This window comes from Methylobacterium sp. GXS13, from assembly GCF_001455965.1.
In the GTDB taxonomy this organism is placed as follows: domain Bacteria; phylum Pseudomonadota; class Alphaproteobacteria; order Rhizobiales; family Beijerinckiaceae; genus Methylobacterium.
Window position 1 is genome coordinate 1 of sequence record NZ_LKKO01000087.1, and the last position, 13,793, is coordinate 13,793.

General features: G+C 70.5%; 13 protein-coding genes. 9 read left to right on the forward strand and 4 right to left on the reverse strand.

The window, feature by feature from the left end; genetic code table 11:
• Positions 1 to 1,028, reverse strand: a 1,028-nt coding sequence (locus AO398_RS25215) for a nitrate- and nitrite sensing domain-containing protein (RefSeq protein WP_201025836.1), incomplete at its 3' end; no start/stop codon positions are given.
• Positions 1,029 to 1,125: 97 nt separating this feature from the next.
• Positions 1,126 to 1,497, reverse strand: coding sequence for a helix-turn-helix domain-containing protein (locus AO398_RS25220; RefSeq protein ID WP_058194912.1), 372 nt, complete (start codon positions 1,495 to 1,497; stop codon positions 1,126 to 1,128).
• 111 nt (positions 1,498 to 1,608) lie between these two features.
• Between AO398_RS25220 and AO398_RS25225 the strand changes: the two genes are divergently transcribed.
• The 5 genes from AO398_RS25225 to AO398_RS25245 all read left to right on the forward strand — a co-directional run bounded on the left by AO398_RS25225 (position 1,609) and on the right by AO398_RS25245 (position 8,839).
• Positions 1,609 to 2,628, forward strand: a complete 1,020-nt coding sequence (locus AO398_RS25225; protein ID WP_058194913.1) for a zinc-binding alcohol dehydrogenase family protein — start codon at positions 1,609 to 1,611, stop codon at positions 2,626 to 2,628.
• Between the two features lie 10 nt (positions 2,629 to 2,638).
• Positions 2,639 to 3,061, forward strand: coding sequence for a cupin domain-containing protein (locus AO398_RS25230; protein ID WP_058194914.1), 423 nt, complete (start codon positions 2,639 to 2,641; stop codon positions 3,059 to 3,061).
• A gap of 321 nt (positions 3,062 to 3,382) precedes the next feature.
• Positions 3,383 to 6,553, forward strand: coding sequence for an excinuclease ABC subunit UvrA (uvrA, locus tag AO398_RS25235; protein WP_058194915.1), 3,171 nt, complete (start codon positions 3,383 to 3,385; stop codon positions 6,551 to 6,553).
• Between the two features lie 502 nt (positions 6,554 to 7,055).
• On the forward strand, positions 7,056 to 8,033 hold the full coding sequence (locus AO398_RS25240) for a transporter (protein ID WP_058194916.1): 978 nt from the start codon (positions 7,056 to 7,058) through the stop codon (positions 8,031 to 8,033).
• A gap of 236 nt (positions 8,034 to 8,269) precedes the next feature.
• Positions 8,270 to 8,839 (forward strand): fasciclin domain-containing protein, encoded by a 570-nt coding sequence (locus AO398_RS25245; RefSeq protein WP_058194917.1) that lies wholly within the window; start codon positions 8,270 to 8,272, stop codon positions 8,837 to 8,839.
• Positions 8,840 to 8,900: 61 nt separating this feature from the next.
• Here the strand turns inward: AO398_RS25245 and AO398_RS25250 are convergent, their stop codons facing one another.
• Entirely contained in the window at positions 8,901 to 9,608 is a 708-nt protein-coding gene (locus AO398_RS25250; RefSeq protein ID WP_058194918.1) for an anti-sigma factor, read from the reverse strand.
• Entirely contained in the window at positions 9,605 to 10,144 is a 540-nt protein-coding gene (locus AO398_RS25255; protein WP_058194922.1) for a sigma-70 family RNA polymerase sigma factor, read from the reverse strand. Before AO398_RS25255 ends, AO398_RS25250 begins: the two co-directional genes overlap by 4 nt.
• A 322-nt stretch (positions 10,145 to 10,466) precedes the next feature.
• On the opposite strand from AO398_RS25255, the gene AO398_RS25260 reads away from it, so the two are divergent.
• The 4 genes from AO398_RS25260 to trmFO form a co-directional block, all read left to right on the forward strand.
• Positions 10,467 to 11,441 (forward strand): S1C family serine protease, encoded by a 975-nt coding sequence (locus tag AO398_RS25260; protein WP_058194919.1) that lies wholly within the window; start codon positions 10,467 to 10,469, stop codon positions 11,439 to 11,441.
• A gap of 157 nt (positions 11,442 to 11,598) precedes the next feature.
• A complete protein-coding gene (locus AO398_RS25265) occupies positions 11,599 to 11,877 on the forward strand; it encodes a hypothetical protein (protein ID WP_058194920.1) in 279 nt (92 codons plus the stop codon).
• A 273-nt stretch (positions 11,878 to 12,150) separates the two neighbouring features.
• Positions 12,151 to 12,297, forward strand: coding sequence for a DUF1127 domain-containing protein (locus AO398_RS27835; protein ID WP_007566967.1), 147 nt, complete (start codon positions 12,151 to 12,153; stop codon positions 12,295 to 12,297).
• Positions 12,298 to 12,375: 78 nt separating this feature from the next.
• The coding region (trmFO, locus tag AO398_RS25270; RefSeq protein ID WP_058194921.1) for a methylenetetrahydrofolate--tRNA-(uracil(54)-C(5))-methyltransferase (FADH(2)-oxidizing) TrmFO at positions 12,376 to 13,793 on the forward strand (1,418 nt) is incomplete at its 3' end.

The window sequence follows — 13,793 nt, forward strand, 5'->3', positions numbered from 1 at the left end:
ACCCCGGCCATCCGGACCAGGGGGCGGGCGATGGCCGTGCCCAGCCAGAAGGCGAAGCCGACCGAGAGCGCGAACAGGTCGAGCCCGCCCGCGATCCAGACGGTGAGCATCCGGTCGGCCTGGGCCCGCACCGCGTCGGCGGCGGCTACGAGGTCGGCGGTCAACTGGTCCTCGACACCCTTCAGGGCGTCGATGCGCTGGGTGGCGAGCCGGAACCAGGCCGGCGCGTCGCGGAAGGCGAGGGGCGTGCCCGGCATCGTCTCCTGCGTGGCCGTGCGCAGGCGCGCCACCGCCCGGGCCGGCTCGGTCGCCTCCGCGGCGTCCAAGAGCGCGGCTTGCCCGTCCGAGGCCCCGGCCCGGAACGTGGCGCCGTAGGTCGCCTGATCGGCCGAAAGGGTGGTGAGCCGGCGCGCGGCGGGAAGATCCAGGGTGCCGGAGGCGAACACCGCCGAGGCGGCGGCCCGCTCCTGGCCGGCAGCCTCCTTCAGCGCCAGGAACGCCGCGTAGGCGTTCGCCCGGGCCGCGATGCCGGCCTCGCCGATCACCCCGCCCATCGCCCGGACCACGCCCAGCCCCTCACCGATCAGGCCGGTGTAGAACGCCACCGCCTGCGGCGCGCTCACGTCGAGGGCGTCGACCGCCCGGCGCTGGGCCGCAAGCCCGGCGAGCGCCTTGGCAAAGGCGTCCGCCCGCGCCGCGAAGGCGGGGCCGAAGCCGGCCGCGGCTGCCATTGCGTCGGGAAGCCCGGCGAGCGCCGCGCCGATCCGGCTGCGCTGCGCCGCGAGTTCCGGCCCGAACTGCGCGCCCTTGGCGCCCAGGAACAGGCTGGAGGCGCCGCGCTCGCGCTGGCCCTCGTGGACGAAGGCGCTGACCCGTGAGGCGAGGCCGACGAGGCTCTCGACCCGGTTCATCTCGGCGCGCCGCGCCCATTGGTCGGACACCGCCCATCCGGCCGCCCCCGCGAAGGCGAGGCAGGGCGCGAGCGCCACCGCGAGGATGCGGGCGCGAAGCGATGAGAAGACGGCCATCGGATTCCCGAAGGGTTCAGGGTTAACCAGAACCATCCGGTGCGGATATGAAAACACCGTTACGGTGGAGGGGTTTGACGCCGCGAGCCATGCACAATCAGGCGGCCGTCTCAACGGGATCCGCCGCGTCAATGGGCCGTTCGACGTGTCGATCGCCCCAGATCTTCAGGGCCTGGATGATCGGCTCCAGGGAGCGCCCGCGCGCGGTCAGGCTGTACTCCACCTTCGGGGGCACCTCCGCGTAGACCTTTCGCGCGATCAGGCCGTCCGCCTCCATCTCGCGCAGCTGGTTCGTGAGCATGCGCTGCGTCACGCTCGCCAGCCGCCGGCGGATTTCGTTGAAGCGCAGGGTCCCCTCCAGGAGGTGGTAGAGGATCACGCCCTTCCACTTGCCGTCGATGAGCCGGAGGGTCGCCTCGACGGCGCAGCCGGGCCTGCAGGCGCCGCGATGGTGGCGGATGCGGGGCATGGCGGGATCCTCGACGGTATCATGTCTGGCACTAGTGGCGTTTTATGTGCGTACTTGCGCCCCGGGAAGGCGGACGGCATCTCCTGACACGTCAAGCCGGAGGAGATTGCGATGCGCGCCGTCGGGTACAAAAAGTCCCTGCCGATCACCGAGGCGGAGGCCCTGGTCGATCACGACCTGCCCCGGCCCGAACCCGGACCCCGGGACCTGCTGGTGAAGGTCGAGGCGGTCTCGGTGAACCCGGTCGACACCAAGGTCCGCCTGCGGGCCGAGCCCGAGGCCGGCGGGGTCAAGGTGCTGGGCTGGGACGCCGCCGGCACCGTGGTCGCCAAGGGTGCGGAAGCCGAGGGGTTTTCCGTCGGCGACGCGGTGTTCTATGCGGGCGACCTCACCCGGCCGGGGACCAACGCCGAGTACCATTGCGTCGACGCCCGCATCGTCGGGCACAAGCCCGCCAGCCTCGACTGGGCGCAGGCCGCTGCCCTGCCGCTCACGGCGATCACCGCCTGGGAGGCCCTGTTCGACCGGCTCGACACCGGCAAGCCGGTGCCGGGCGCCGCCCCGGCGATCCTGATCGTCGGCGGCGCGGGCGGCGTCGGCTCGGTGGCGATCCAGCTCGCCCGGGCGCTCACGGACCTGACCGTGATCGCCACCGCGTCCCGGCCCGAGACGGCGGCCTGGTGCCGGGACCTCGGCGCCCACCACGTGGTCGACCATGCCAAGCCGCTCTCCGCCGAGGTGGCTTCCCTGGGCCTGGGCGCGCCGGGCCTCGTGTTCTCGACCACCAACACCGACGCGCATCTCGCCGAGATCGCCGCGCTGATCGCCCCGCAGGGCCGGTTCGCCCTGATCGACGCCCTGGCGCAGCTCGACGTGGCCCTGCTCAAGCGCAAGAGCCTGTCGCTGCATTGGGAGTTCATGTTCACCCGCTCGATGTTCGGCACGTCCGACATCGGCGCCCAGGGCGCCCTCCTCGACGCGGTCGCCCGGCTGGTGGATGCGGGGCGCCTGCGCACGACCCTGGGTGAGCATTACGGGCGGATCGACGCCCGGAACCTGCGGCGGGCCCACGCGCTGATCGAGAGCGGGCGCGCCAAGGGCAAGATCGTGCTCGAAGGCTTTTCGCAGTGAGGCGGGCGCCATGACCGAGACCGGCACCGGCCTCTTCGACGTGGCGGCGCTCGCGGCGGCCCTGCCCGACAGCGCGCAAACGCTCTTGGTCGACACCTACCTGACCGACCGGGTGGCGGCGAGCGCCCGGGTGTTCCGGGTCTACCGCCCGACGCCGCCGCACTACCACGCCACCTGCGACGAGTACCTCTACTGCCTGTCGGGACGCGGCACCGTCTGGCTGGGCGATCCCGCGAACCTGACGACGTTCGGCCCCGGCCAACTCCTGTTCTTCGAGAAGGGCACGGTGCACGCGATGCCGGAGATCGCCCCGGGCGAGCCGGTGACGTTCCTGTCGATCGACACCCCGCGGCGGGCGCCCACCGACATCATCTTCGTGAACCCCGAGGACGGCACCCCCGCCACCTTCATGGCCCGCAACGCCGACGCGTGAAGTCCCGGATCCAAAAGGTCCGTGACCTTTTGTGGGTGCAGGGCAGCGCCCTGCAGGTCTCAAGGGCTCCGCCCCTGAACCCCGCCAAAGGGCCGCAGGCCCTTTGGAAACCCGGTCTTCCCGGTCATGAAACGACAGGTCTCCGAGCGGCGGTTGCCGGCGTACGCGTTTCGTTCTAGCAAGGGCGTCGCATGACGGGCCGGCGTCCTGCCGGTCCCACCTTGCCGTCGGCCGTTCCGGGCTCGACATGAGCGGGTGCGGCGGCTGACCCGTGCGCAAGCCAGCCCGACCGTGTCGACGCCTCGAAAGACCGCCGCCCTCATGGCCAAAGCCCAAGCCGGAACCCGAGTCGGACCCCAAGTCGGCGCCGGCAAAGCCGCCCCGAAACCGTCTCCCGTAAAGGCGCCTTCGCCCAAAGCGCCCACGAAGACGGTGGAGCCCAAGGCGGCCCCCAAGGCGGCCTCCAAGTCGGCGCCGGCCGAGGCGGTCTCGGCCAAGCCTGCGCGCAAGAAGGCCGCGTTGCCCGCCGCCCCCCGCACCGACATGCGGAACGAGGCCGCCACCGACGCGAAGCTCGAGGCCCTGTTCGACGCCGCGCCGCCGAGCGCCGCCGAGCGGCGGGTGATCACCGTCCGGGGCGCCCGGGAGCACAACCTCAAGAACGTCGACCTGACAATCCCCCGGGACAAGCTCGTGGTCTTCACCGGGCTGTCGGGCTCGGGCAAGTCGTCGCTCGCCTTCGACACGATCTACGCCGAGGGGCAGCGCCGCTACGTCGAATCGCTCTCGGCCTATGCCCGCCAGTTCCTGGAGATGATGTCCAAGCCCGATGTCGATCAGATCGACGGGCTCTCGCCGGCGATCTCCATCGAGCAGAAGACCACCTCCAAGAATCCCCGCTCCACCGTCGGGACGGTGACCGAGATCTACGACTACATGCGCCTGCTCTGGGCACGGGTCGGCATCCCCTACTCCCCGGCCACCGGCCTGCCGATCGAGAGCCAGACCGTCCAGCAGATGGTCGACCGAGTGCTGGAGCTGCCGGAGAAGAGCCGGCTCTACCTGCTGGCTCCGGTGGTCCGCGGCCGGAAGGGCGAGTACCGCAAGGAAATCGCCGAGTACCAAAAGAAGGGTTTTCAGCGGCTGCGGATCGACGGCGAGTATTACGCGATCGATGACGCGCCCAAGCTCGACAAGAAGTTCAAGCACGACATCGATGTGGTGGTCGACCGGATCGTGGTGCGGGCCGACATCGCCGCGCGGCTGGCCGATTCGTTCGAGACCGCCCTGGAGCTCGCCGACGGCATCAGCGAGATCGTGTTCGCGGACGCCCCCGAGGGCGAGGAGCCCCGGACGATCACGTTCTCGTCCCGCTTCGCCTGCCCGGTCTCGGGCTTCACCATCGCGGAGATCGAGCCCCGGCTGTTCTCGTTCAACAATCCGTTCGGCGCCTGCCCGACCTGCGGCGGCATCGGCCACGAGATGCGGATCGACCCCGAGCTGGTGATTTCGGATCCCGCGCTCAGCCTGAAGCGCGGCGCGGTCGGCCCCTGGGCGAAATCGACCTCGCCCTATTACGGCCAGACGCTCGACGCGCTGGCGGAGCATTACGGTTTCAAGACCGGCGTGCCCTGGCAGAGCCTGCCGGAGGCGGCCCGCGCCGTGGTCCTGTACGGCTCCGGCAAGCAGGCGATCCGCTTCGCCTACGACGACGGCCTGCGCAAATACGCGGTCAACAAGCCGTTCGAGGGCGTGATCCCGAACCTGGAGCGCCGCTACAAGGAAAGCGACTCGGACGCCGTCCGGGAAGAAATCGGCCGCTTCATGAGCGAGACGCCCTGCGCGTCCTGCGGCGGCAAGCGGCTGAAGCCCGAGGCTTTGGCCGTGAAGATCGCCATGGCCGATATCGGCGACGTGACGGCTCTATCCGTTTCGGAAGCCCATCGCTGGTTCTCCGCATTGCCGGAGAAGCTGACGGCCAAGCAAAACGAGATCGCGGTCAGAATTCTGAAGGAAATCCGCGACCGGCTGAGCTTCCTGGTGGATGTCGGCCTCGAATACCTGACGCTGGCCCGCGGCTCGGGCTCCCTGTCGGGGGGCGAGAGCCAGCGCATCCGGCTGGCCTCGCAGATCGGCTCCGGGCTGACCGGCGTGCTCTATGTGCTGGACGAGCCCTCGATCGGCCTGCACCAGCGCGACAACGAGCGGTTGCTCGGCACCCTCAAGCGCCTGCGCGACCTCGGCAATTCGGTGATCGTGGTCGAGCACGACGAGGACGCGATCCTGCAGGCCGATTACGTGGTGGATGTCGGCCCGGGCGCGGGCATCCATGGCGGCGAGATCATCGCCCAGGGCACCCCCGCCGAGGTGCTGGCCAACCCGGCCTCGCTCACCGCCAAGTACCTCACCGGCGCGCTATCGGTGCGCACTCCGGCCGCGCGGCGCAAGGGGCGCAAGGGCAAGCTCGGCGTGTTCGGCGCCCGGGGCAACAATCTCAAGGACGTGGATATCGAGGTGCCGCTCGGCACCTTCACCTGCATCACCGGCGTCTCGGGCGGCGGGAAATCCACCCTGGTGATCGACACCCTGTACAAGGCCGTCGCGAAGAAACTGAACGGGGCGCTGGAGCACCCGGCCCCGTACGACCGCCTCGAAGGGCTGGAGCATCTCGACAAGGTCATCGACATCGACCAGTCGCCGATCGGGCGCACCCCGCGCTCGAACCCGGCCACCTATATCGGCGCCTTCACGCCGATCCGCGACTGGTTCGCGGGTCTCCCCGAGGCGAAGGCCCGGGGCTACCAGCCGGGGCGCTTCTCCTTCAACGTGAAGGGCGGGCGCTGCGAGGCCTGCTCGGGCGACGGCGTCATCAAGATCGAGATGCACTTCCTCCCGGACGTCTACGTCACCTGCGACGTGTGCAAGGGCAAGCGCTACGACCGCGAGACCCTGGAGGTGAAGTACCGCGGCAAGTCCATCGCCGACGTGCTCGATTCCACCGTCGAGGAGGCGGCCGAGCTGTTCAAGGCGGTGCCGGCGATCCGCGAGAAGCTCGAGACCCTGAAGCGGGTCGGCCTGCACTACGTCCATGTCGGCCAGCAGGCGACCACCCTGTCGGGGGGCGAGGCCCAGCGGGTGAAGCTGTCGAAGGAGCTGTCGAAGCGCGCCACGGGCCGTACCCTCTACATCCTCGACGAGCCGACCACCGGGCTGCATTTCCACGACGTGGCCAAGCTCATGGAGGTGCTCCACGAGCTCGTCGACCAGGGCAACACCGTGGTGGTGATCGAGCACAACCTCGAAGTGATCAAGACCGCCGACTGGGTGATCGACATGGGTCCCGAGGGGGGCGATGGCGGCGGCCGGGTGGTGGCGCTCGGCACCCCGGAGGAGATCGCCCGCGCGAAGGCGAGCCATACCGGCCGGTTCCTGCGCGAGGTGCTGGCCCGTCGCCCGGCCCCGCAATCCGGCCGACGCAGCGCCGCCGAATAGGCACCGGGGCGGCAGATTCTGCCGGGTAACGACCGAGATTTCGGTCGGGACCGTTTGCGGCGATCGGTGATTCGGGCCGCCGGCCCCCATTCGGACCCGTCTCGGGCCGTCCGAAACCGGGATTTCCGGCCGCCTGCGCCGGACGGGCCTCTGCCCGTCCGCCCGCCGGGGCTTGCCGGATTCTCCCGCGGATGCCGCGATCAACAGCTTGACCATTCAACGATATTTTGCCGATCGGGGGGCGATATTCAATTCTGGGGACTGTGTTGCGTCGCCGCAAAAATGCGGCTTTTGCGCAACGGTTCGGCCGGTTTTGCCGCTTCGACCAGCATTCCACTGTCTTTCCGCAGGTCTCTGTAGAATAGTCAGCAGCGTTGAGACGGGCGGGCACCGTGGGGGCGCTCGGCAGACCGGAAGCCGGCAGCCGCCATTGGCGAGCAGACCGGCAGGGTAGTGCCGAATGCGGGACGGATGCCTTGAGACCTTGGGAAGGAATGAAACAATGATGAAGAACTGGCTCGCGGCCGGCGCGGTCGCGCTCACGGTCGGCATGACGTCGACGATCGCGCAGGCGCAGACCACGACGGTTCCGGGTGAGCAGGTCGGCCTCGCCATCGGCGCGCCGCTGCCCGAGGGCATCTACGCGATCAACACCTTCACGTTCCGCCGCACCGATGGCCGGAACGATCCCGATACGGCCGTCAACGTCCCGGTCCTGGTCTGGTCGACGCCGTTCGTGCCGTTCGGCGGCCGCGTCGAGCTGCTCGTCGCCCCCCCGACCGTGTTCGCCTTCACACGCAACCCGGCCGGCGTGCGCAACAAGGACATCTCGATCAACGTCGGCACCTTCGTCGGCGGTATCTGGGCGTTCGACCTCGGCAGCAACTTCGGCGTCAGCTTGCTCGGCGGCGTGTACCTGAACGACCTCAACGGCGACCGCGGCTCGATCATCACCGCGAACGGCACGACCGCGACCCCGGTGCTGCCGCAGCTCTCCTCGAACACCTACCGCTTCGGCGTGGCCGGCAGCTACACCGGTGACGGCTGGAACATCACCGGCAACCTGACCGCCAACATCTACGACTCGCCCGGCCGTTTCGGTGGTCCGGTCGGCGCGGCCCTCGGCCCGTTCTACCTGTCCAACGCCCTGAACTTCGACATCACCGCGACGAAGAAGTTCGGCAACTTCGAGATCGGTCCGGTCGCCTACGGCACCTACAACTTCGACATCGGCCAGTTCAGCGCGGCCGCCAACAACCGCGGCCGGTTCGCCGTCGGCGGCCTGATCGGCTACGACTTCAAGGTCTTCACCGTGCAGGCCTACGTGGCCCGCGACGTCGTCACCGGCGCGCAGTTCACCAATGCGTTCGGCCGCACCCGCAGCGACTACTCCACGGACGGCTGGCTCCGCCTGATCGTGCCGCTGTACTCGCCGGCCCCCGTCTCGCCGGTCCCGGCCGCCCTGGTCCGCAAGTACTGATCGACCGAGATGCCGGTCTCCCGCCGCGCACGCGGCGGGGGATCCCGGATCTCCGCCACACCGTCCGCCAGGACGGCGAACCGCCCGGCCTCCGCCCGGGCGGTTTTTTCATGTCCGGCCTGGACCGGGGCCGATATTCAGATCCTGCGAAACCTTTCCGCGCGAGACCCCGTAAGCGGCGATGCAATCCCGGCGCTCATGCGATCCCGGGATGCCTGACGGAAGGAAACTCCAGGATGCTCAACGCTTTCAGAGGCCGGCGTGCGGCCCGTACGGTCGCCCTCGCTCTGACCCTCGGCCTCGGCGTGACCGGCGCGGCCCAGGCCAAGAACCCGATGGTCGGCGGCGCGCCGATGTATGCCAATAAGACGATCGTCGAGAACGCGGTCAACTCCAAGGACCACACCACGCTGGTCGCCGCCGTGAAGGCTGCGGGCCTCGTCGACACGCTGAGCGGGCCCGGCCCGTTCACGGTGTTCGCGCCGACCAACGCGGCCTTCGCCAAGCTGCCGCCCGGCACCGTCGAGAACCTCGTGCAGCCGCAGAACAAGCCGACGCTGACCAAGATCCTGACCTACCACGTGGTCCCGGGCGTCTACACCGCCAAGGACCTGATGGCGCTCGTCAAGAAGGGCGGCGGCCAGGGTCAGCTCACCACCGTCGAGGGCGAGCCGCTCGCCGTGGCGGTGCAGGGCAAGAAGGTCCTGATCACCGACGTGAAGGGCGGCACCGCCACGGTGACGATCCCGAACGTGATGCAGTCGAACGGCGTGATCCACGTCATCAACGCCGTGCTGATGCCCTGACGGATCCGGTGATCCGATCGCCCGCGGCGCCGACCCGGCGCTGCGGGCTCTTCGGGGGCGCCTACTCCGCGATCAGCTTGCCGGTATAGACCACCGGTCCCGTGGGCTGGCCGCTCGGCGAGCCGCCCGGTGGCTCCACGGAGACCGCCAGCACCCCGTCCGGGGTGGCGTCCTGTGGCAGGCTCACCCGGCTCGCACCGGCCCCGACGAGGCCGAGCGGCTTCGGCCCCGCGGCGCCGACATACCACAGCTCAAGGCTCCGGCCGGCGGGCGCCTCGGCTCCCACCGGCCGGACCTGGGCGGTGCCGGTGCGGGTGTCGACGCGCACGATCAGGGCCGGGAGCGCACCGCCGCCCTGGACCACCGCGAGGTAGCGGCCACCCTCCGGCTCCGGCCGCAATCCGAATGCGACGAACACCGCGAGGCCAGCCGCCAGCAGCCCGGCCCCCGCGGTGGCGATCCGCCAGCGCCGGACCTGCCGGCGCAGATGGGCGAGCGGGTCGGGCGACCCGCCGGACCCGGCCCCCACCGCCCGCAGCAGCGCTGCGCGCACCCGCGACGGCGGCACCACCGGTGGGATCGCAGCCAGCAGCGGCGACAACCGCCGCTCCCACGCCCGCACCCGGCCCGCCGCATCCGCATCGGTGGCGAGCGCGTGAACCATGGCGGCCCGCTCCCCCGGGTCGAGGGTGCCGAGCACGTACTCGGCCGCGCGCAGGTCGGGATCCGAACCGGGATCCGCGGCGAGGTCGCCGGGGCCGCCGCTCACGAGACCGCCTCCAGGCAGGTCTTCAGGGAGGCGAGCGCCCGGTGCAGCCAGGTCTTGATCGTGTTGACCGGCCTCTCGTAGCGCTGAGCCAATTCCTCGCGGGATTGGCCTTCGCAATAGGCCAGCACCACGCAATCCCGATGCGCCGGCTCGAGCCGGCCCAGGCAGGCCGCGAGGGCGTCCCGGTCCAGGAACGCCGCGGCGTCGTCATGCGGGTCCATCAGCCGCGCCACCCAATCCTCGCCGTCGTCCCGCACCGGTCCCTGAACCTCCACCGCCCCCTTCCGGCGCAGGCCGTCGATCGCCCGGTTGCGGGCGATCGTGCACAGCCAGGCGAGCGGGCGTCCGGCCTCGGGGTCGTAGCTCCCGGCCGCCCGCCAGATCCGCAGATACGCGTCCTGAAGGATGTCTTCGGCCAGGGATCGATCGCGCTGGATACGCAGGATCACGCCGAAGAGTTTCGGGCTGGTCAGATCGTAGAGTTCGGCCAGCGCCGCCGCCGCGGCCTGCCCGATCTCGAACAGCAGCCGCCGCAGCCGGGCGTCGTCGGCGCCGGGAAGGCCCGGCTGCACCCGGTCCGGAGTCCCCCCCGCGGCAAAAATCGGTCCGGCCAAGATCCGTTCCTGTGTCCGCACGCCCGTTCCCCTGCCGGTCGCGCTTCCGTAAGACTAGATCTAAGGGCCCCCGCCCGTCCTGTCACATCACCGGCTCCGCACAGGATCGTCGATGGGGCGCCGGCTCAACGATCGCCGCGCGGCGCGGCGCCACGGGTGTCGCAGGCGGTGCGGACAGCTTATCTAGGTTCGATTTCGCGCGTCCGGCGGCGCCGGAGCAGAGCGAACGAGTCGAAGGAATCTCATGGCGACGCAGGGTGAGTGGAAGATCCCCGCGCAGGCCCAGCCCAGGCCGGCGGATTACGGCTACGATCTCGATCGGGCGCTCTCGTCGGTGCTCGCCCTGTCGGCGCGGGTGCCGGAGAGCGCCTTCACGGCCGAAACTCTCGGGACCGAGCGCGCCGGCAACGGCGTGGTGATCCGGGAGGACGGGCTGGTGCTGACCGTCGGCTACCTCGTGACGGAGGCCGAGAGCGTCTGGCTGACCACCCGGGAGGGCCGCTCGGTCCAGGGCCACGTGCTCGGCTTTGATGCCGCCACCGGCTTCGGCCTGGTCCAGGCCCTGGGCGATCTCGGCGTCCCGGCCCTGCCGCTCGGCCGCTCGGCCGGGCTGAAGACGGGCGACCGGGCGGTGGTGGCCGGTGCGGGCGGACGCCAGCGCTGCGTCGCCGTCGAGGTTGTCGCCCGGCAGGAATTCGCCGGGTACTGGGAGTATGTCCTCGACGAGGCGCTGTTCACCGCTCCGGCGCACCCGCATTGGGGCGGCACCGCGCTGATCGGCGCGCAGGGCGAGCTGCTCGGCATCGGCTCGCTGCAACTGCAGCAGGGTGGCAGCAGCAGCGCGCGCCCGATCAACATGGTGGTGCCGATCGACCTCCTGCCGCCGATCCTCGACGATCTGGTCACGCGCGGGCGCGCGAACCGGCCGCCGCGGCCCTGGCTCGGACTCTATGCCACCGAGAGCGAGGAGGGCATCGTGGTGATGGGACTCGCCGATGGCGGCCCGGCCGAGACCGGCGGCCTGCGCAGCGGCGACGTGATCGAGGCGGTGGCCGGCGAGCCGGTCCCGGACCTCGCCGCCCTGTTCCGCAGCATCTGGGCGCTCGGCGAGGCGGGTGTGCGCGTCCCGCTCACCGTGCGCCGCGATGGCCGCGGCGTGAAGCTCGCCCTGGTCTCGGCGGACCGGGAGCGGTTCCTGCGCACGCCCTCGCTGCACTGACAGCCGCCCGCGAAACCGTCGCCGCCGCGGCTGCGCTTCTCGGATGCCGACGCGAGCCTGCACGGGATACAACCACAGGCTCAGCGTCGGTTCAGGCGACGGGGCCGACTCTCTCTCGACCGGCGCCGATCCGCCGGACGCTTCGAGGAGATCTGTCATGGCGATTCTGAGCGCACCACGCGCGAAGGCACTCGTTATGGCCGCCGCGATCGCCGGCGGCCTTGGGTTCGCGGGCTCCGCCCAGGCGGCGGGGGGCTGCGGCCCGGGCTTTCATCCGAACCCCTGGGGCATCTGCCGCCCGAACTGGGGCTGGGGGCCCCGCCCCCACTGGCGTCGGCCGGTCTATGACGGCGGCTATGGCTATGGCCGCCCGCGCCCGTTCTACCGACCCTATGACCGGCCCTACGGCTTCTACGGCCCGCGCCCGTTCTACTGAGCGATCGGCGCCGATCCGCGCTGCGAAGGGCGTCCCGCGGGCGGGCGGGACGCCCTTCGCGCATTCTTACCCGCCTCCCGGCATGCGCACAAAGAATGACCAGCCGGGAAGGTTGCCGGTTTCTTAAGCCGACCATGCGGCCCGTGCAGACCAGATCCTTGACCTTATGACTCCTGCTGCGCCGCGGCAGGTTTATATGTGCGTTGCACCAACAAGAGGCAGCGATGCGCAACGGCGCGCCATCCACTGCCTGAACAGAGGTCAACGTATTCCATGTCCGCCGCTCGTAGCGTCCTGAGTCGCGTCCGCGCCTATCTCCGGTATCGCGACACCGTTTCCCAGCTCTCCCGCCTCTCGGATCGCGATCTTGCCGATCTCGGCATCAACCGCAGCGAGATCCACGGCATCGCCCGCGTCTGATCTCCCGGCCCCATCGCGATACGACCCAAAGGACCGCCGCCCGTTGATCCGGGCGACGGTCCTTCGCTATTCTGGGTTATGACACAGACCCTTCACATCGTCGGCGGCGGCCTCGCGGGATCCGAGGCGGCCTGGCAGGTGGCCGAGGCCGGCCATCGCGCCGTGATCCACGAGATGCGCCCGGTGCGCGGCACCGAGGCCCACCAGACCGACGGCCTGGCCGAGCTGGTCTGCTCGAACTCGTTCCGCTCCGACGATCCGGAGAGCAACGCCGTCGGCCTGCTGCACCAGGAGATGCGCTCCTTGAGCTCGCTGATCATGCGGGCGGCCGACGCCAACCAGGTGCCGGCGGGCGGTGCGCTGGCGGTCGATCGCGAGGGCTTCTCCGCCACGGTGACCCGGGCCCTGGAGCAGCACCCCAACGTCACGGTGGTCCGCGGCGAGGTGGAGGGCCTGCCCCCGGAGGACTGGGGGCCCTGCATCGTCGCCACCGGCCCGCTGACCGCCCCGGCGCTCGCCGAGGGCATCCGGGCGCTCACCGGCGCCGAGTCCCTCGCCTTCTTCGACGCCATCGCGCCGATCGTCCATCGCGACTCGATCGACATGGACGTGGCGTGGTTCCAGTCCCGCTACGACAAGCCCGGCCCCGGCGGCACGGGCGCCGATTACCTGAACTGCCCGATGGACCGGGCCCAGTACGACGCCTTCGTGGCCGCCCTGGTGGCGGGGGAAAAAATCGGATTCAAGCAATGGGAGGGCACGCCGTATTTCGACGGCTGCCTGCCGATCGAGGTGATGGCCGAGCGCGGCCCCGAGACCCTGCGGCACGGCCCGATGAAGCCCGTGGGGCTCACCAACCCGCGCGATCCCCAGGTCAAGGCCTGCGCGATCGTGCAGCTGCGGCAGGACAACGCGCTGGGTACCCTCTACAACATGGTCGGCTTCCAGACGAAGCTGACCTATGCCGAGCAGGTCCGGATCTTCCGCACGATTCCCGGCCTGGAGCGGGCCGAGTTCGCCCGGCTCGGCGGCCTGCACCGCAACACCTATCTCGACAGCCCGCGGCTGCTGGACGCGACCCTCCGGCTGAAGGCCCGGCCCACCTTGCGCTTCGCTGGCCAGATCACCGGCTGCGAGGGCTATGTCGAGAGTGCCGCAATCGGGCTGATGGCCGGACGCTTCGCGGTGGCCGAGGCGGCGGGCCGGCCGCTCAGCCCCCTGCCCCAGACCACGGCGCTCGGCGCCCTCATCGCCCATATCACCGGCGGCCATGTCGGGGCCGACGGCGAGGCCAACGCCCCGCGCTCGTTCCAGCCGATGAACGTCAATTTCGGCCTGTTCCCGCCCCTGGCCCAGGCCCCCCGCAACGAGACCGGCCGCCGCCTGCGCGGGCCTGAGAAGGCCGTGCTGAAGCGGCGGGCGCTCAACGCCCTCTCCAGGGCCGACCTCGGGGCCTGGATGGCGGGCGCCCCTACGGTGGATTGGCGGCCCGCGGC

Bases quoted from the DNA above. Each gene is read 5' to 3' on its own strand.
- AO398_RS25220 (WP_058194912.1), bottom strand. From the start codon at position 1,497: ATGCCCCGCATCCGCCACCATCGCGGCGCCTGCAGGCCCGGCTGCGCC.
- AO398_RS25225 (WP_058194913.1), top strand. From the start codon at position 1,609: ATGCGCGCCGTCGGGTACAAAAAGTCCCTGCCGATCACCGAGGCGGAG.
- AO398_RS25230 (WP_058194914.1), top strand. From the start codon at position 2,639: ATGACCGAGACCGGCACCGGCCTCTTCGACGTGGCGGCGCTCGCGGCG.
- uvrA (WP_058194915.1), top strand. From the start codon at position 3,383: ATGGCCAAAGCCCAAGCCGGAACCCGAGTCGGACCCCAAGTCGGCGCC.
- AO398_RS25240 (WP_058194916.1), top strand. From the start codon at position 7,056: ATGATGAAGAACTGGCTCGCGGCCGGCGCGGTCGCGCTCACGGTCGGC.
- AO398_RS25245 (WP_058194917.1), top strand. From the start codon at position 8,270: ATGCTCAACGCTTTCAGAGGCCGGCGTGCGGCCCGTACGGTCGCCCTC.
- AO398_RS25260 (WP_058194919.1), top strand. From the start codon at position 10,467: ATGGCGACGCAGGGTGAGTGGAAGATCCCCGCGCAGGCCCAGCCCAGG.
- AO398_RS25265 (WP_058194920.1), top strand. From the start codon at position 11,599: ATGGCGATTCTGAGCGCACCACGCGCGAAGGCACTCGTTATGGCCGCC.
- AO398_RS27835 (WP_007566967.1), top strand. From the start codon at position 12,151: ATGTCCGCCGCTCGTAGCGTCCTGAGTCGCGTCCGCGCCTATCTCCGG.